The sequence below is a fragment of the Nonomuraea sp. NPDC050536 genome, from assembly GCF_044457685.1.
Taxonomy (GTDB): domain Bacteria; phylum Actinomycetota; class Actinomycetes; order Streptosporangiales; family Streptosporangiaceae; genus Nonomuraea.
Map to the genome: position 1 here is coordinate 1,270,761 of NZ_JBITHD010000001.1, position 17,306 is coordinate 1,288,066.

General features: G+C 69.8%; 12 protein-coding genes, 4 tRNA genes and 1 riboswitch. Of the genes, 8 read left to right on the plus strand and 8 right to left on the minus strand.

Annotated features, from left to right (window positions below; all coding sequences use genetic code 11):
- Positions 1 to 135 precede the first annotated feature (135 nt).
- Positions 136 to 2,085 (plus strand): glycosyl hydrolase family 8, encoded by a 1,950-nt coding sequence (locus ACIBHX_RS06175; protein WP_397064713.1) that lies wholly within the window; start codon positions 136 to 138, stop codon positions 2,083 to 2,085.
- Complete coding sequence (locus tag ACIBHX_RS06180) at positions 2,085 to 3,797, plus strand: discoidin domain-containing protein (RefSeq protein ID WP_397064715.1); 1,713 nt, start codon at positions 2,085 to 2,087, stop codon at positions 3,795 to 3,797. Before ACIBHX_RS06175 ends, ACIBHX_RS06180 begins: the two co-directional genes overlap by 1 nt.
- A gap of 402 nt (positions 3,798 to 4,199) precedes the next feature.
- On the opposite strand, the gene ACIBHX_RS06185 is transcribed toward ACIBHX_RS06180, so the two are convergent.
- From ACIBHX_RS06185 to ACIBHX_RS06205, 5 genes are all read right to left on the minus strand, one after another.
- Positions 4,200 to 4,274: transfer RNA gene (locus ACIBHX_RS06185), tRNA-Val, on the minus strand.
- A gap of 18 nt (positions 4,275 to 4,292) precedes the next feature.
- Positions 4,293 to 4,364: transfer RNA gene (locus ACIBHX_RS06190), tRNA-Gly, on the minus strand.
- A gap of 50 nt (positions 4,365 to 4,414) precedes the next feature.
- Positions 4,415 to 4,485, minus strand: a tRNA-Cys gene (locus ACIBHX_RS06195).
- A 15-nt stretch (positions 4,486 to 4,500) separates the two neighbouring features.
- Positions 4,501 to 4,572: transfer RNA gene (locus tag ACIBHX_RS06200), tRNA-Gly, on the minus strand.
- A gap of 376 nt (positions 4,573 to 4,948) precedes the next feature.
- Entirely contained in the window at positions 4,949 to 7,186 is a 2,238-nt protein-coding gene (locus tag ACIBHX_RS06205) for an N-acetylmuramoyl-L-alanine amidase (protein WP_397064717.1), read from the minus strand.
- Positions 7,187 to 7,856: 670 nt separating this feature from the next.
- Here ACIBHX_RS06205 and ACIBHX_RS06210 point away from each other — a divergent pair.
- A complete protein-coding gene (locus tag ACIBHX_RS06210) occupies positions 7,857 to 8,120 on the plus strand; it encodes a hypothetical protein (protein WP_397064719.1) in 264 nt (87 codons plus the stop codon).
- 12 nt (positions 8,121 to 8,132) lie between these two features.
- A complete protein-coding gene (gene glmS / locus ACIBHX_RS06215) occupies positions 8,133 to 9,953 on the plus strand; it encodes a glutamine--fructose-6-phosphate transaminase (isomerizing) (protein WP_397064720.1) in 1,821 nt (606 codons plus the stop codon).
- Here the strand turns inward: glmS and ACIBHX_RS06220 are convergent.
- Positions 9,940 to 10,071, minus strand: a complete 132-nt coding sequence (locus ACIBHX_RS06220; protein ID WP_397064722.1) for a hypothetical protein — start codon at positions 10,069 to 10,071, stop codon at positions 9,940 to 9,942. The two genes, glmS and ACIBHX_RS06220, sit on opposite strands and share 14 nt — an antisense overlap.
- 32 nt (positions 10,072 to 10,103) lie before the next feature.
- Complete coding sequence (locus ACIBHX_RS06225) at positions 10,104 to 10,778, minus strand: Crp/Fnr family transcriptional regulator (protein WP_397064724.1); 675 nt, start codon at positions 10,776 to 10,778, stop codon at positions 10,104 to 10,106.
- A 230-nt stretch (positions 10,779 to 11,008) separates the two neighbouring features.
- Here ACIBHX_RS06225 and ACIBHX_RS06230 point away from each other — a divergent pair, with 230 nt between their 5' ends.
- From ACIBHX_RS06230 to ACIBHX_RS06245, 4 genes are all read left to right on the plus strand, one after another.
- The gene (locus ACIBHX_RS06230) at positions 11,009 to 11,947 is read left to right on the plus strand and encodes a Bug family tripartite tricarboxylate transporter substrate binding protein (protein WP_397064726.1); all 939 of its coding nucleotides are present in this window, start codon (positions 11,009 to 11,011) and stop codon (positions 11,945 to 11,947) included.
- A 4-nt stretch (positions 11,948 to 11,951) separates the two neighbouring features.
- Positions 11,952 to 12,144: riboswitch (cobalamin riboswitch) on the plus strand.
- Positions 12,145 to 12,240: 96 nt separating this feature from the next.
- The gene (locus ACIBHX_RS06235) at positions 12,241 to 14,391 is read left to right on the plus strand and encodes a ribonucleoside-diphosphate reductase subunit alpha (RefSeq protein WP_397064728.1); all 2,151 of its coding nucleotides are present in this window, start codon (positions 12,241 to 12,243) and stop codon (positions 14,389 to 14,391) included.
- A gap of 17 nt (positions 14,392 to 14,408) precedes the next feature.
- Positions 14,409 to 15,386: a ribonucleotide-diphosphate reductase subunit beta gene (locus ACIBHX_RS06240; protein ID WP_397064730.1), complete on the plus strand. Its 978-nt coding sequence runs from the start codon at positions 14,409 to 14,411 to the stop codon at positions 15,384 to 15,386.
- Positions 15,387 to 15,404: 18 nt separating this feature from the next.
- Positions 15,405 to 16,394 (plus strand): mechanosensitive ion channel family protein, encoded by a 990-nt coding sequence (locus tag ACIBHX_RS06245; RefSeq protein ID WP_397064732.1) that lies wholly within the window; start codon positions 15,405 to 15,407, stop codon positions 16,392 to 16,394.
- On the opposite strand, the gene ACIBHX_RS06250 is transcribed toward ACIBHX_RS06245, so the two are convergent.
- The gene (locus tag ACIBHX_RS06250; RefSeq protein ID WP_397064734.1) at positions 16,391 to 17,245 is read right to left on the minus strand and encodes a DMT family transporter; all 855 of its coding nucleotides are present in this window, start codon (positions 17,243 to 17,245) and stop codon (positions 16,391 to 16,393) included. The two genes, ACIBHX_RS06245 and ACIBHX_RS06250, sit on opposite strands and share 4 nt — an antisense overlap.
- Positions 17,246 to 17,306 lie beyond the last annotated feature (61 nt).

A 17,306-nucleotide genomic window follows, 5' to 3' on the forward strand; every position in this document is an offset into this window, starting at 1 on the left:
CGAATCCGCAGGTACGCGCGGCGAAGGTTGGGTCTTGCGCGAGATATGAGGGCAACCTAATCTACTCTTTGGTAGTTAGGAAGCTTTCTTAACTATCGAGGTTCCTGTCACCCCCCCAGCCCCGCAGGAGCACCGATGCTACGTATGTCCCTGGCGGCCGCCGTCGCCGCGCTCGCGCTCGCCGCGCAGCCAGCGATGGCCGCGCCGCCCGCCCAGTCCCCGTTCCACGCCGCCGCCGTCACCGCCGCCGAGACGTTGCTGTCGCAGGGCAAACCGGCCACCGCCTCCTCGACAGAGGCCTCGAGCTACGCGGCGGCCAAGGCCGTGGACGGCAACACCGGCACCCGCTGGGGCTCCAAGGAGGGCCACGACCCCGAGTGGATCCGGATCGACCTCGGCGCCACCGCCACGATCTCCAGGGTCAAGCTGATCTGGGAGGCCGCCTACGGCAAGTCGTACAAGATCCAGACCTCGCCTGACGGCAGCGCCTGGACCGACATCTACTCCACCACCTCCGGCGACGGCGCCACGGACGACCTGACCGTCTCCGGCAGCGGCCGCTATGTCCGGATGTACGGCACGGCCAGGGGCACCGCCTACGGCTACTCCCTGTGGGAGTTCCAGGTGTACGGCACCGCGGGCGGCTCCGGCGACACGACCCCGCCCACCGCGCCGGGGAACCTCCAGGCGACAGGCACCACGGCCGGCAGCGTCTCGCTGGCCTGGACCGCCTCCACCGACGACGTGGGCGTGACCGGCTACGAGATCTACCGGGGCGCCACCCTGGCCGGCACCGCGGCCGGCACGTCCTTCACTGACACCGGCCTGGCCGCCTCGACCTCCTACACCTACACGGTCAAGGCCGTGGACGCCGCCGGCAACCGCTCGCCCGCGAGCAACGCCGTCACCGCAACCACACAGTCCGGCGGCGGAGGCGGCGGCGTGCCGTTCGGCAGCCACACCATCCCCTACACCCCGGGCACCCTGCGCCCGACGGGCGACCAGGCGGCCATCGACCAGAAGGTGATCGACTACTACAAGAAGTGGAAGGCCGCCTTCGTCCGCCAGAACTGCGGCAACGGCTGGTACCAGGTCATCTCGCCCGACGCCGACCATCCCTACGTGGCCGAGGCCCAGGGGTACGGCATGGCGATCGTGGCCACGATGGCCGGGGCGGACCCGGACGCCAAGAAGATCTTCGACGGAATGGTCAAGTGGATGCTCGACCACCCCTCGGTCAACAATCACGACCTGCTGGCCGCCGAGCAGGACACCGCGTGCAAGAGCGTCGACGGCTCCGACAGCGCGACCGACGGCGACCTCGACGTGGCCTACGGCCTGCTCCTGGCCGACCGGCAGTGGGGGAGCGCCGGGACGTACAACTACAAGCAGCTCGCGGTCCGGCACATCGCCGCCATCAAGAAGGACGAGGTCAACCCGTCCACGAACCTGGTCAAGCTGGGCGACTGGTCCAGCTCGGGCGACCAGTACTACTACCTCACCCGGCCCTCCGACTGGATGATCGACCACTTCCGCGCCTTCCGCACCGCCAGCGGTGACGCGGCGTGGGACACCATCCGTTCGGCGCACCAGAACCTGGTCGCGTCCATGCAGTCGACCTACTCGCCGAGCGCCGGGCTGCTGCCGGACTTCGTCGTCAACACCAACACCACGCCCAAGCCCGCACCCGGCAAGGTCCTCGAGGACGCCAACGACGGCAACTACTGGTGGAACTCCTGCCGCACCCCGTGGCGGATCGCCGACGACGCCGTCACCAGCGGCGATGCCAAGTCCCTCGCCGCGGCGCGCAAGCTCAACAGCTGGATCAAGGCCAAGACCGGCGGCGACCCCGCCAAGATCGCTGTCGGCTACAAGCTGGACGGCACGCAGATCTCCAGCGGCAGCGAGGCCGCGTTCTTCGCGCCGTTCGCGGTCGCGGCGCTGACCGACCCCGGCAGCCAGGCCTGGGTGGACGCCCTGTGGAACAAGATGCTGGGCACGCCGATCGACACCACCGGCTACTACTCGGCCAGCATCCAGCTGCAAACCATGATCACGGTCTCCGGTAACCACTGGGTGCCCTGATGAGGGGCTTGCTCGTCCCCGCCGTCCTGTTCGCGGCCCTGCTGTCCCCGTCCCAGGCCGACCCGCTGCTCTCCCAGGGGAAGCCCGCCACGGCCTCGTCCGTCGAGGCCTCAGGTTACGCGGCGGCCAAGGCGGTCGACGGCAACACCGGCACACGCTGGGCGTCTCGCGAGGGCCACGATCCCGAGTGGATCAGGGTCGACCTCGGCTCTCCCGCCGTGATCTCGCGCGTCAAGCTCAACTGGGAGGCCGCCTACGCCAGGGCCTACAAGGTCCAGGCTTCCCCCGACGGGTCCTCATGGACCGACCTCTACTCCACCACCAGCGGCGACGGAGGGACGGACGACCTGACGGTGTCCGGCAGCGGGCGCTACATCCGCGTGTACGGCACGGCGCGGGGCACCGCCTACGGGTACTCGCTCTGGGAGTTGCAGGTGTACGGCTCGCCGAGCGGAAGCGACTCCGTGCCGCCTACCGTGCCGGGCAGCCCGCACGTCACGGGGACGACCTCCAGCAGCGTCTCGCTGGCCTGGACCGCCTCCACCGACAACGTGGGCGTCACAGGCTACGAGGTCTATCGGGGCTCCAGCCTGGTGGGCACGGTCACGGGCACGTCGTTCACCGACACCGGGCTGGCCGCGTCCACGGGGTACACCTACACGGTCAAGGCGCGCGACGCCGCCGGCAACCGTTCGGCCGCCAGTAGCGCCGTCACCGCCACCACCTCGTCAGGTGGCGGCCCGACCGTGGACGTCTCCACCGCGGCCCAGCTGATCAGCGCGCTGGCCGGGTCCCAGCCCGGCCAGACGATCCGCCTGGCCGCGGGGGAGTACCACGGCGTCTTCGTCGCCCAGCGGGCGGGCACGGCCGCGGCCCCGATCACGCTGACCGGTCCGTCCGGCGCGATACTCGTCAACGACGGGCCCTCGGGCGAGGCCCCCTCCTGTCCCGTCCCGACCCCCGGGTGGGACTCCGGATACGGGCTGTGGCTGTACGGCGCGCCGTACTGGAAGCTGACCGGCTTCACGGTCAAGGACTCCAAGAAGGGGATCGTGGTGGACGACTCCCCGCACGTCACCATCGACGGCGTGTACGTCCACCACACGGACGAGGAGGCCGTGCACTTCCGCAGGTCGTCGGCCGACGGCGTGATCCAGAACTCCAGGATCGACCACACCGGCCTGGTCCAGCCCGGCTACGGCGAGGGCGTCTACATCGGGTCGGCCAACTCCAACTGGGGCTGCCACGGCAACACCGGCGGCGTCGACCGCTCCGACCGGGTCGCGGTGCTGCGCAACCGGCTCGGGCCGGACATCGCGGCCGAGCACATCGACGTCAAGGAGGGCACCTTCGACGGCGTCATCCGCGGCAACACCTTCGACGGCACCGGCATCACGGGCGAGAACTCGGGCGACTCCTGGGTCGACGTCAAGGGGATCGGCTACCTGATCGAGGGCAACACCGGCACCTTCGCCCCGCCCGGGACGTTCGCCAACGGCTACGAGACCCACAACCCGTCCACGAACCCGTCCTTCGCCAACGGGTGCGGCAACGTGTGGCGGTCCAACACCTCCGACCTCGGCGGCGTCGGCGCCTACGCCATCAAGATCACCTCGGTCTCGCAGTGCTCGGCGCAGCCCAACGTCGTCTACTCCTCCAACACCGTCACCAACGCCACCTCCGGCCTGACCAACATCCCAATCACCCCATAACAACCCATGCCCGCCGTCCGGCCCTCACCCCGGCCGGACGGCGGGCACGCCTGGCGGCTCCGGTGTCCGCACGGCATTGAAGACCAACGATCCTCTCGCTGGCAGGGACGGCTGCGACTTCCCGATCGGCGACATCGTCAGGACCTGTACCGGCGCCTGGGTGGCGAGGACCGCCCGCCGACGCCCGCCTGCCGTGCCAGGCCAGCCGCTCGTCGCCCTCGTGCGGCATGGGGACCTCGATCATCCCGGCTGGACGGCCGCACGTCTGGCGGCTTCGGGGTCGGCACGGCATTGAAGACCGCCGATCGCGCCCGCCGCGTGATCGGTCTGCGTTCTGCCGGCGCGCTGATGGTAGATGATCGAAAGGCCGGCTCCTCTGGTGAAGGAACCGGCCCGTGAAACTGGTGGACGATACTGGGATTGAACCAGTGACCTCTTCCGTGTCAGGGAAGCGCTCTCCCGCTGAGCTAATCGTCCATGTTGAGTTGAACTCAGAGCGGAAGACGGGATTCGAACCCGCGACCCTCACCTTGGCAAGGTGATGCTCTACCACTGAGCCACTTCCGCATGGCGCTCACTTACTTTAGCGGATCCCGTGGGGTCCGCCGACCGCACCGAGGTGGAGACGGGATTTGAACCCGTGTAGACGGCTTTGCAGGCCGCTGCCTCGCCTCTCGGCCACTCCACCAGGAGTTGTACTCCGAGCGGAAGACGGGATTCGAACCCGCGACCCTCACCTTGGCAAGGTGATGCTCTACCACTGAGCCACTTCCGCGCGTTTCCGGCGATTGCCGGTCACGGGAAAACCATATCGTCTCTACGGAGTGCCCGTGCGCACACGCGCCCGAACCCTCGGGATTTCCACCGTTCCATTTCCGCACCTCGGCGTGTCCCACGCTAGGCCTCCGTCCCGCCCGCTGCTCCCACGGCGCATCCCCGGACGCCCTGCAACACCGACAACCTCCACAGGCCCGGGATTCGCGCGCAGACACGCCAGCGCGGACACGTCAGCGCGGACACGCCAGCGCAGACACGTCAGTGCGCACACGCCAGTGTGGACACGTTAGAGGGGTGCCGCCTCGTGGTCGGGGGCGGTTGCGAGGCGGGGCGGGCACGGCGGTGTGGCGGTGGGTTCCGGGCGTGGCGGTTGGCTAGTGGAGGACGCGGACGTCGCGGGTCTTGACGAACATGGCGCGGTGGCCGAGCTGGATCTGGTAGTAGCGGAGCTTCCCGCGGACCGTGACGTGCTTGCGGGGGTTGAAGGTCTTGGCCGACTGGAAGGAACTGGGGATCGTGAGGCCGAGCGAGTAGCGCTGGCCTGCGCGGAGGCGGTACTGGAGCGGCACCTGCGGCTGGTACTTGACGCCCGTTCGGCGGTAGGCGGATCGCTCGGGATACGCCCTGCCGTACACCTTGACCTTGTCGTGGCGCGGTGTGACCAGCGGGCCGGTGGCCGGGATGGCGGTGGGCTCGTCGGGCGGATTGTAGAACCAGGCCTTCTGCCCGAGGTACCAGATGGCCGTCCAGTCGCCCGACGTGCCGGCGAGGGCGTAGCGCTGGCCGGTCGAGGCGCGGGCGCTGTGGTCGTAGACGCTGTACGTCGCGTTCCTGCCGAGGGTTTTGCCCACATCGTCCACGAGCATGGCGTTGTCGCGCGGCGCCTTGCGGAGCCAGACGGTCGAGGCGCCGCGTGGTGGGCAGGGCTTCTTCGCTTTCGTGCAGCCGGTGAAGGTCGGCTGGTTCTGCTGGTAGTCGGGGCGGATGATGACCGAGGAACCCTGCTCGGCCGGTTCGAAGGGAGCGCCCAGCAGGTCGAAATAGTGGGCCCAATCCCAGTACGGTCCGGGATCCTCGTGCATGCCGGGCACCGTCTTGGGCGTCGTGCCCGGGACGTTGTCGTGGCCGATGATGTGCGCCCGGTCGAGAGGGATGTCGAACTTGCCCGCCAGGTATCTCACCAGACGGGCGGAAGATCGGTAGAGCGCCTCGGTGTACCAGGTGCCCTTGGCGAGGTATCCCTCATGCTCGATCCCGATCGAGCGGGAATTGACATCCCAGTTCCCCGCATGCCACGCGATGTCCCTGGTCCGCACGTGCTGGGCGACATGTCCGTCGCGGGAGCGGACCGTGTAGTGCCAGCTCACGTACTGCGGATCGTGCACCATCGACGGAACCCCGCCATACGAGCCCTCGGTGTCGTGGATCACGATGTAGTCGATACGCCGGTTGCCACGCATCCGATCGTGATTGCCGTAGTCCTTCTTCCCGAAGCGCTTGTAGGCGGCGGGCATCCACTCGCATCCCAGCCCTGCCGGACATTCCGCCCTGCTCGCCATCCGCATCGGCATGGGGTGTCGCAGGCCCTCCGTGGGGGCCAGCCGTACCAGAGATCCTTCATCGGTACGGCGGGCCGCGCCGGAACGCATCACCGCGAACACGTCGTCGGCGAAGGCCCGCGCGGCGAACGAGTCGTCGGAGCCCGAGTATCGGGCGACCGCGTCGTACCAGGCGTTGGGGTCCTGGCTGGGCTCGCGCTGGTAGGAGGCCAGGAGCGCGGCACCGGCGCGGATGTTGGTCACCGGGTCCCTGCGGACCGTGGCCGGGTCGGCGCCGATCAGCCGCGCCGCGATCCGCAGCGTGTCCTCGGGCGCCTTGGCCGCCGGGGGTTCCTCGGGCGCTGCCGACCTCACCATCGGACGGGAGTCGTCTCCCCGCGCGTCGTCGAACACGGAATCCACCGCCGGTCCATCCGCGGCGACGTGCCCGCCGTGGCTGCCCACCGGCAAGGAACCACGAGCGGCCGGGCCGGCATCCCCGGGGCGGCTTTCGGCGGGCTGCGAGGCGGCGGCGTGGGTGGTGGAGGCGCTGGCGGCGATGGCGCTGCCGCGGGGGTCGGTCGTGGCGCTCTCGGGAGAGGCCGCGGCGCGCTGCAGGACGGGCGTCGCGTAGGGGCGGGATTCGGTGGCGCTGTGGGCGCGGGCGGCGGCCGAATTGGACAAAGCTGCGGGGGAGCGGGCAGCGGCCGAGGAGGTGGACAAGGCTGCGGGGAAGTGGGCGGTTGCCAGGTGGACCGCGGTGGGTGGGGAGATGGAGCGGGTGTGCTGCGTGGCGGCGATGGCGTTGCCGGCTACGGGTGGCGTGGCGCGGGGGTGGGAGGCGCGGTGGACGGAGGGGGTGGTGGGCAGGTCGATCAGGTGCATGGGGCCGTAGCCGCCTGAGGTGCTGGGCTCGCCTGGGTGGGCGTCCCAGCGGGATTCGAGGTAGGAGACGCCCAGGAGGACGCTGAGCGGGACACCGTACTGCTCGGCCGCGGCGGCGAAGTCGGCCTGGCGCGGCCCGGGTGCGGCGACCGCGGCGGCAGCGAGCGAGACGGCGAGCCAGTGCAACATGACAACCCCCACCCTTCGCGACAGGAATGCTACTTACAGTAATCCTCCCTGAAAGGGGTGAGTCAGACGGGGCGGACGATACGGATGAGATCGCGCAGGTCAGCCGCGAACTCTGCATCCCAGTCCACCGGCGTGTCGAGGTACGGCGGTAGGTCCCGCCCCCGACCCGCGCGCGTCGGTCACTCGCACCCCTCGGCGGCGACGGGCGTGCGCGCGGCAGGTCCCGCCCCCGACCCGCGCGCGCGTCGACCACCCGCACGCCCTCGGCGGTGACGGACGTGCGTGCCGGCGACAGCGGGATGCGCCACCCCTGGCCTGGTGCTTCGCGCTGCTGGGAACGGGTACGGCCATCGCCGGCGTGGTCCGCAGCCAGGGCGAGCTCACCACGCTGTGCACCGTGGGTGCGCTGTCGGTCTCGGCGCTAGGCGGGCGCTGGTGCCGGTCGCGATGAGGCGCAGGCCGTCGTACCGATCTCGCCCGGATACTGGGCGACCAGCATGATCCAGTCGGCGACGCGGCGGGCGTGCTGCTCTCCGTCGGCGCCGCGGTCTTCGCCTGCTGGCGTTTCGCCAAGGGCTGGAGCCGCGGCGCCGTCCAGTAGTGGCCAATTCTTGCCCGATTTCGGGCAAGATGTTGGCCTCATGGCCTTCTCCTGGGTACCTTCCTCGTCGTGCACTCATACGAGGACCTCGTCGCGCACCTCGCGCGTACCAGTTCGCTACGCCCAGGAGAGGCCGACCGGGTGGTGGCCGACGTGCTGGCGTACTTCTCCGAGCGCACCGAGGATTTCGTACGGCGGCGCCACGGCGAGCTGAAGACCCGTGGCCTCACCAACGACGAGATCTTCCCCAGGGTTGCACTGGAGCTGCGGCACCGCCGGGTGCTGGCTCCGGACCTGTCGTTGCGACAGCTGCGCAGGATCGTCTACGGATAGGGGAGTACCCGTATGTGCGGAATCGTGGCGTACGTGGGGCCGAAGGACGCGGCGCCCATCCTGCTCGAGGGCCTGCAACGGCTCGAGTATCGCGGATACGACTCGGCCGGAGTCGTGGTGTCCAACAAGGGACTCAAGGTCCGCAAGGTCAAGGGCAGGGTCGCCGATCTGGCGGCGGTCGTACCTGCCAGGTTCAAGGGGAACCTGGGCATCGGCCACACGCGCTGGGCCACGCACGGCGTGCCCAGCGATGCCAACGCGCACCCGCACCTGTCCAGCGACGAGCGCGTCGCGGTCGTGCACAACGGCATCATCGAGAACGCCGACGAGCTGCGCGCCAGGCTGGTGGCCGACGGCGTGGTGTTCGTCTCCGAGACCGACACCGAGGTGCTCGCCCACCTCATCGCCCGTACGGTCGAGGAGACCGACTCGCTGGAGGACGCGGTCAGGAAGGCGCTCAAGAGCGTCGTCGGCACCTACGGCATCGCCGTGGTGGACGCCCAGCGGCCCGGCGAGGTGGTCGTGGCGCGCAACGGCAGCCCGATCGTGCTCGGCATCGGTGAGAAGGAGATGTTCGCCGCCTCCGACGTGGCCGCCCTGGTCCGCTACACGCGGCAGGTGGTCCACCTGGAGGACGGCGAGCTGGCCGTACTGAAGGCCGACGGCTTCCACACCTTCGCCAGCGACGCCCGCGAGACCGCCAAGCAGCCGCTGACCGTGGACTGGGACGCGGGACACTACGACACCGGCGGCTACGAGCACTACCTGCTCAAGGAGATCTCCGAGCAGCCCGAGACCGTGGCGCGCACCATGCGCGGCCGCCTCGACGAGCGCTTCCACATCGCCCACCTGGGCGGGCTGAACATGGACGCCCGCGAGACCCGCTCCTTCCGCCGGGTGAAGATCATCGGCTGCGGATCGGCCTACTACTCGGGGCAGATCGGCGCGCAGCTCATCGAGGAGCTGGCCCGCATCCCCGCCGACGCTGAGCCCGCCAGCGAGTTCCGCTACCGCAACCCGGTCGTCGACCCCGACACCCTCTACGTCGCGATCAGCCAGTCCGGCGAGACCTACGACACGCTGGCCGCCGTCCAGGAGCTCAAGCGCAAGGGCGGGCGCGTCATCGGCATCGTCAACGCCGTCGGCAGCGCCATCGCCCGCGAGGTGGACGGCGGCGTCTACCTGCACGCCGGGCCCGAGGTGTCGGTGGCCTCGACCAAGGCCTTCACCTCGACCGCGCTGGCCTTCGCGCTGCTCGCGCTGCACTTCGGCCGGGTGCACGACCTGTCGCCGGCCGACGGGCGGCGCATCTGCGAGGGGCTGCGCAGGCTGCCCGACCAGATCGAGGAGATCCTCGGCCAGGGTGACAAGATCGCCGAGCTGGCCCGCCGCTACGCCAAGTACCCCAGCATGATGTTCGTCGGCCGGGTCCGCGGCTACCCGGTGGCCCGCGAGGGCGCGCAGAAGCTGAAGGAGATCTCCTACGTCCACGCCGAGGCCTACCCGGCCAGCGAGCTCAAGCACGGGCCGCTGGCGTTGATCGGCCCGGAGATGCCGACCGTGGCGATCGTCCCCGACGACGAGCTGCTCGACAAGAACCTGACCACGCTGGGCGAGATCCGCGCCCGCGGCGGCAACGTGCTCATGATCGGCCACCGCGAGCCCGACGCCAAGCTCGCCGAGGACGTGATCGTGGTGCCGAAGAACGAGATCGAGCTGGACCCGATCCTGCTGACGATCCCGCTGCAGCTGCTGGCCTACCACGCCGCCGTGGCGCTGGGCCGCGATGTGGACAAGCCGCGCAACCTCGCCAAGAGCGTCACAGTCGAGTGAGCAGAGCCGGGGCCGCCACCAGCGCGGCCCCGGCCGTGGCCAGCCACAGCGACAGTGAATGCCCACCCGTGTGCACACGGCCTGTGATCTGCGCCTCGCCGGTCCCGCCTGTGAGCATGGTCGTCCACCGCGCCGGGACCTCTCCCGGCGTCAGGGAGTGGGAAGATCGTCGGTGGCGTAGGCGTGCAGGAGGGCGAGGTCCTTGATCGTCACACGGTTCCTGGTCGTGTCGATCGCCCCGAGCCGGCGCAACCGGCCCAGCACCTGGCCCACCGCGTTGCGCGAGGCGCGGATCATGCGGCCGAACTCCTCCTGCGAGATCCCCGCGTCCACCACCGCCCCGCCCGCACCGTCGGGCTCGGCCACCCGCAGCAGCGCATGGCAGAGCCGCCGGGAAAGCGGGAGCGCGGTGAGCTCGGGCCGATAACGCTCCGCCTCGTGCAGGCGGTCAAGCGTGTGCCGGATAATCAGCATTGAAAGACTATTTTTGGCGACAAATCGTTCAAAAGCGGGTCCAGGGATGAGGTGAACCTGGCACGGGTCGACGGCGGTCACAGTGGCCGTTCGCCCGCCCCCGCGCAGCACCGCGATGTCGCCCAGCACCTCGCCCGGATGCCGCACGGCGACCGTCAGGTCGATCCCGTCGGGCTCCACCTGGGACACCTTTACCCTGCCGTGGACCAGCGCGAGCACGTGGTCGGCCGGATCGCCCTGGCGCATCAGCACCCGCCCCGCCTCGCGGTGCCCGAGCGGCCCCAGGCTGCGCAGCACCTGCCACGTGGACGGCGGCATCAACCCGCCCAACCCCGTGAGCCGGATCGGCATGCCGCTCCTTTACCCGGATCGCTGACCAGTTCTGTTCAGAATTGTCACGCGTAAAAGCGTGGTCGCAACGGCATAACGAGATATCCATCGATTTCCCATCCGGCAACAATTACCCCTAAACCCGAGAAATTCCGCATATAACCGCCAGGCGCGTGACGGGCATATCCGAGATGTGTAACTCGATGTGTTCTGTCAATAACTTGTAGTGAGGAGCGGAGGGGGTGGCCGGCATGCGCAGGAGGCACTTCCTGGCGCTGGGGCTGGGCGCCGCCGCCTGCCTGGCGGGCTGCGCCACCGCTCGGGGCGGTACGGCGGGCGCCCTCTCCATCGTGGCGGGTGGCGAGAGCTGGACCCCCGTGACCAAGTGCCTGGTCCAGGCCGCACGCCGCGCCGGATACCCGGTGACGGCGCCGGGCGCCGCGACCGTGATCACCGTGACCGGGCTGGCCGCGCTGGCGGCCGGCGAGCTGCACCGGGGGCTGGCCACGATCGACACCGCCACCCCGCTGGCCAGGCTCACCGGCGACGTCGAGGTCGTGGTGGTGCCCGCGAACTCCCGCTACCGCGAGTTCGGTGACCTGGCCGAGCAGCTGATCGCCAAGCCGGAGCTGACGCCGGTGGCGGGCGGCCCGATGGGCGGGCCCGACCACCTGCTGTTCGGTCTGATCGCCAGGGGGGTGGGCGCCGACGCCCGGCAGCTGGACTACACCGGCTATCCGGGGGGTGGCGAGGCGGTCGTCGCGCTGCTTGGCGGTAAGGTGGCGGCCGCGGCCGGGACGCTGGCGGAGTGGCGGCCGCGCGTCGACGCGGAGCGGGTCAGGCTGCTGGCCGTCTCCTCGGCGCACCGGGTCGACGGGCTCGACGCGCCCAGCCTGCTCGAATGCGGAGTGCGGGTCGACTTCGCCAACTGGTGCGCGGTGGTCGGGCCGCCGGGCATGGCGGCCGGGTCCAGGGCTCTGGCGCTGCGGATGTGCGACGACGTGAGCGCCTCGGCGCCGTGGCTGGAGGCCTGCCGTACCAGCGGCTGGCGACCGCTGCCGCTGAGCGGGGACGACTTCGCGGCCTGGCTGGCCTCCGAGGTGGACCGCACCCGCGCGGTGCTCGGTGATCTGGGCCTTCTCGACACACCGAACACAACATGCTGGGGCAGTTGCGGGAACGGCCACTAGATGTAGGATCCCTCCTGTCGCTGGTTCGCCCGTGAGGGCGGAGTGAAAGGGAACCCGGTGCGATTCCGGGGCTGCCCCGCAGCGGTGAGCGGGAACGACCGCCGTCACGAGCACTGGAGAGAGCTCTGGGAAGCGACGGCCAGTAGGCACGACCACGCCCGCGAGCCCGAAGACCTGCCCGCGACGTAGTTGTCCAGGGCCTCGCGGGAGGGCCCGGGGGCGTCGCGGCCGGGGTACCCCTGCGCCGCCGTGCTCTCGTGCGCCCTCGCGGGCATCGTTCACGAGGAGAGCAGTTGACGCAGATCGTTGAGGTGGATCGGCGGCTGGCCATCGAGGAGGCGGCCGCGAAGGTGATCACCGACCCGGCGAACTCCAGGGTTGCCGCCCGGTTGCTCGCCGAGGAGATCGCGGAGGAGGCCGGGTTGGCCTCGTTCTCCGAGTCCATCGCGGCGACCCACGCGGCCGGATTGATCCAGGACTCGCTGGCCGCCTTCGTCGCCGCCCACGCGGCCGAGCTGGACGCGCTGATCTCGGCCGAGGCCGACGACCGGTTCGAGTACTTCGGGTTGCGCACCGTCTACGACCGCTACCTGCTGCGCCACCCGGAGACGCGCAAGGTGCTCGAGCGCCCGCAGCACTTCTTCCTGCGGGTGGCCTGCGGCCTGTCCGAGACCGTGGCCGAGGCCGCGGAGCTGTACGCGTTGATGTCGACCCTGTCCTACCTGCCGTCGTCGCCCACGCTGTTCAACTCCGGCTCGCGCAGGCCGCAGCTGTCGTCCTGCTTCCTGCTGGACTCGCCGCGCGACGAGCTCGAGTCGATCTACGACCGCTACGGGCAGGTGGCCAGGCTTTCCAAGTACGCCGGGGGGATCGGGATCTCCTGGACCCGGGTCCGCTCCCGCGGCTCGCTGATCCGCGGCACCAACGGCCACTCCAACGGCATCGTGCCGTGGCTGCGCACGCTCGACTCCTCGGTGGCCGCCGTCAACCAGGGCGGCCGGCGCAAGGGCGCGGCCTGCGTCTACCTGGAGACCTGGCACGCCGACATCGAGGAGTTCCTCGAGCTGCGCGACAACACGGGCGAGGACGCCCGCCGTACGCACAACCTGAACCTGGCCAACTGGGTGCCCGACGAGTTCATGCGCCGCGTCGAGGCCGACGAGCCGTGGTCGCTGTTCGACCCCAAGACAGTCCCCGACCTGACCGACCTGTACGGCGAGGCCTTCACGGCCGCCTACCGCGCCTACGAAGCAGAGGGCCGCCATGTCCGGCAGATCCCCGCGCGCACCCTCTACGGGCGGATGATGCGGACCCTGGCGCAGACCGGCAACGGCTGGATGACGTTCAAGGACGCCGCCAACCGCACCTCCAACCAGACCGCCCGCCCCGAGAACGTCATCCACCTGTCGAACCTGTGCACCGAGATCCTCGAGGTCACCAGCGACGGCGAGACCGCGGTGTGCAACCTGGGCTCGATCAACCTGGCCGCCCACCTGGACGAGGGCGGCCTGGACTGGGCGCGGCTGGGCCGGACCGTCAGGACCGCGGTCCGCTTCCTGGACAGGACGATCGACCTGGGCTTCTACCCGACGCCCGAGGCGCAGGCGGCCAACCTGCGCTGGCGGCCCATCGGGCTGGGCCTGATGGGGCTGGCGGACGTGTTCTTCACGCTGCGGCTGCCCTTCGACTCGCCCGAAGCCCTGGCGTTGTCGACCAGGATCTCCGAGGAGATCGCGCTGGCCGCCTACGACACCTCGGCCGACCTGGCGGCCGAGCGCGGGAGGCACCCCTCCTACGCCGACACGCGGGCCGCTCAGGGCGTGCTGCACCCGGACCACTACGACGCGGCGCACGGCCCGCGCTGGGACGCGGTCAGGGCCAAGATCGCCGCGAACGGGCTGCGCAACTCGCTGATGATCGCCGTCGCGCCCACCGCGACGATCGCCTCGATCGCGGGCTGCTACGAGTGCATCGAGCCCCAGGTGTCCAACGTCTTCAAGCGCGAGACGCTGTCGGGCGAGTTCCTCCAGGTCAACCGGTACCTGGTGGCCGACCTGCAGGCCCGCGGCCTGTGGACGCAGCGGATGCGCGACGACCTCAAGCGCGCCGACGGCTCCGTCCAGGACGTCCCCGGCGTCCCCGCCGACCTGCGGACCCTGTACCGGACCGCCTGGGAGCTGCCGCAGAAGGCGCTGATCGACCTGGCCGCGGCGCGCCAGCCGTACATCGACCAGGGACAGTCGCTGAACCTGTTCATGGCCAGCCCCACCATCGGCAAGCTGTCGTCGATGTACGCCTACGCGTGGAAGCAGGGCCTGAAGACCACCTACTACCTGCGCTCGCGCCCGGCGACCCGGATCGCCCAGACCACGGTCACCACCCCCACGGCCGAGGCGATCGCCTGCTCCCTTGAGAACCCCGAGACCTGCGAGGCGTGTCAGTAATGTTGCTTGATCCCGGAATGGATCTGACGCTCCGCCCGATGCGGTATCCGGACTTCTACGAGCGCTACCGCGCCGCGATCCGGAACACCTGGACGGTGGAGGAGGTGGACCTGCACTCCGACCTGGCCGACCTGGCCAAGATGACGCCGCAGGAGCGCCACCTGATCAACCGGCTGGTGGCCTTCTTCGCCACCGGCGACTCCATCGTGGCCAACAACCTGGTGCTCAACCTCTACCAGCACGTCAATGCCCCCGAGGCGCGCCTGTACCTGTCCAGGCAGCTGTTCGAGGAGGCGGTGCACGTGCAGTTCTACCTGACGCTGCTCGACACCTACCTACCCGACCTCGACGAGCGGATCAAGGCCTTCGCCGCGGTCGAGCACATCCCCTCGATCCGCGACAAGGCCGAGTTCTGCTTCAAATGGATCGACTCGCTCGGCGGTCTCAACCGGCTGGAGACCAGGGACGACAGGCGGGCCTTCCTGCTCAACCTGATCTGCTTCGCCGCCTGCATCGAGGGACTGTTCTTCTACGGCGCCTTCGCCTACGTGTACTGGTTCCGCTCGCGGGGCCTGCTGAGCGGGCTGGCCACCGGCACGAACTGGGTGTTCCGCGACGAGTCCATGCACATGGAGTTCGCCTTCAGCGTCGTGGACACCGTACGCTCGGAGGAGCCGTCGCTGTTCGACGCGGAGCTTGAGAAGCAGGTCATCGAGATGCTGGAGGAGGCGGTCTCCGCCGAGCTGGCCTTCGCGCGCGACCTGTGCGGCGACGGCATGCCCGGCATGAGCGCCGCCCAGATGCGCCAATATCTGGAATACGTCGCCGACCAGCGCCTGGCCAGGCTCGGCTTCTCCCGCCGGTACGGCACGACCAATCCGTTCGGTTTCATGGAGCTCCAGGATGTGCAGGAGCTGGCGAACTTCTTCGAGCGGCGTGTCTCCGCGTACCAGGTGGCGGTTGAGGGCAATGTGAGCTTTGACGAGATCTTTTAGACATTTGGGGGAGTGAACGTGGAGTGGCCCATCCTTGCCATCTCACTGGTCGCGGCGGTCGCACTGGTAGAGGTGGCGAGGCGGCTACTTGCCAGGGCGGGCCGTAAGTGGGACCTGGCCCGTCACCTGGTGGAGCACTGCACGTGGCCCGGGTTCGCCGTCGCGATCCTGTCGGTGCTCGCGGTCGAGGTGAGCATGGGCGGCTGGGTCGACAGGCTGATCGGCGTGCTGATGATCGTCGCGGTGACATGGCTCGTGACGCAGGCCGCCTACGCGGTCACCGACGTCATCCTGGACCGCCTGACGCTGATCGAGGGCGAGCGCAATCGCCGGGCCCGGCGGATCATGACCCAGATCGGGCTGGTGCGCAGGGCCGCGACCGCGGTGATCGTCGTGGTGGCGCTCGGCGCGATCCTGTTCTCCTTCCCCGAGGTGCGGGCGCTCGGCGCCGGGCTGCTGGCCTCGGCCGGCATCGCCGGTGCCGTGGTCGGCATCGCCGCCCAGTCGACACTGGGCAACCTGCTGGCCGGGCTGCAGCTCGCCTTCAGCGACGCGCTGCGCCTCGAGGACGTGGTCGTGGTCAACAGGGAGTGGGGGCGCATCGAGGAGCTGACGCTCACCTACGTGGTGGTGCGGCTGTGGGACGAGCGGCGGCTGGTGCTGCCGGTGTCCTACTTCACCCAGAACCCCTTCGAGAACTGGACCCGCCACGGCAGCCAGGTGCTGGCCGTGGTGCTCCTGCGCGTCGACTGGCGGGTGCCGGTGGAGAAGATCCGGGAGGAGCTGTACTCCTTCATCCAGACCAACCCGCTGTGGGACCAGAAGGACTGGACGCTGCAGGTGACCGACGTGCTGGACAACGGGCTGGTCGAACTGCGGGCGCTGATGAGCGCAGCCGACTCGGCCTCGGCCTGGGACCTCAAGTGCGACGTGCGCGAGCACCTGGTCAGGTACATCAGGGAGAACCACCCCGACGCCCTGCCCCGCTTCCACGTCGAGACGTCCTAACCACGCCGGTTCGCCAGCAGCACGCCCGCGCCGCCCACGACCAGCCCGGCGACGGCCTGCGGGTGCAGCTCCTGGCCGACCAGGAGCCAGGCCATCACCGCGGTCACCGACGGCGTCAGGAAGAACAGCGTGCTGACCCGGCTCGCGGGCGCGTCCCTCAGCATCGTGTTGAGCAGCAGGAACGCGCCGATCGAGTTGACGAGCACCAGCCAACCCGCCGAGGCCGAGAATCCCGCCCAGTCGTTCACCCGCGGCGTCTCGAACAGCAGCGACGCCACACCCACCAGCGGCGCGCTGACCAGGAACTGCGTGGCCGTGCCCGTCCGCACGTCCATGTCGGCGGCGAACCGCTTCTGGTAGACGGTGCCCAGGCTCTGCCCCAGCAGCCCCACCACGCACAGCAGCAGCCCGCCCAGCGAGAAGCTCACCCGGTCGGCCACCGCCAGCGCCACACCGAGCGCGCCCAGCCCGAAGCCGGCCCACTGCCACGGCGCCACCCGCTCGCCCAGCGCCCGCCCCGCCACCATCGCGATCACGACCGGGCTCAGCCCCTGCACCAGCGCCACCACCGCGGCCGGCATGTGCATGGACATCGCGGTGTAGAAGGCGCTGAACTGCACCGCCTGGATCAGCACACCCGCCACCACCACGTGCGCCAGCGCCCGTCCGCGCGGCCAGGCGGCCCTGGTCGCCAGCGCGAAACCAGCCAGCAGCAGCCCCGCCGCCGCGAAACGCACGAACGTCAGCAACAGCGGCGTCCCCGCACCCACTCCGACGATCCCGGCGATGAACGCGCTGCTCCACATCACCACGAACAGCCCGGGCACCAGCATCGCGGTCCGGTTCCTCACGCGGGTCTCAGTAAGCACGAGTCTCGTTATGTCACGGTCGCGCATAACCTGTCAAAGGGGT

Coding starts and splice junctions, on each gene's coding strand:
- ACIBHX_RS06180 (WP_397064715.1), top strand. CDS start 2,085: ATGAGGGGCTTGCTCGTCCCCGCCGTCCTGTTCGCGGCCCTGCTGTCC.
- glmS (WP_397064720.1), top strand. CDS start 8,133: ATGTGCGGAATCGTGGCGTACGTGGGGCCGAAGGACGCGGCGCCCATC.
- ACIBHX_RS06205 (WP_397064717.1), bottom strand. CDS start 7,186: ATGTTGCACTGGCTCGCCGTCTCGCTCGCTGCCGCCGCGGTCGCCGCA.
- ACIBHX_RS06240 (WP_397064730.1), top strand. CDS start 14,409: ATGGATCTGACGCTCCGCCCGATGCGGTATCCGGACTTCTACGAGCGC.
- ACIBHX_RS06225 (WP_397064724.1), bottom strand. CDS start 10,778: ATGCCGATCCGGCTCACGGGGTTGGGCGGGTTGATGCCGCCGTCCACG.
- ACIBHX_RS06220 (WP_397064722.1), bottom strand. CDS start 10,071: ATGCTCACAGGCGGGACCGGCGAGGCGCAGATCACAGGCCGTGTGCAC.
- ACIBHX_RS06230 (WP_397064726.1), top strand. CDS start 11,009: ATGCGCAGGAGGCACTTCCTGGCGCTGGGGCTGGGCGCCGCCGCCTGC.
- ACIBHX_RS06175 (WP_397064713.1), top strand. CDS start 136: ATGCTACGTATGTCCCTGGCGGCCGCCGTCGCCGCGCTCGCGCTCGCC.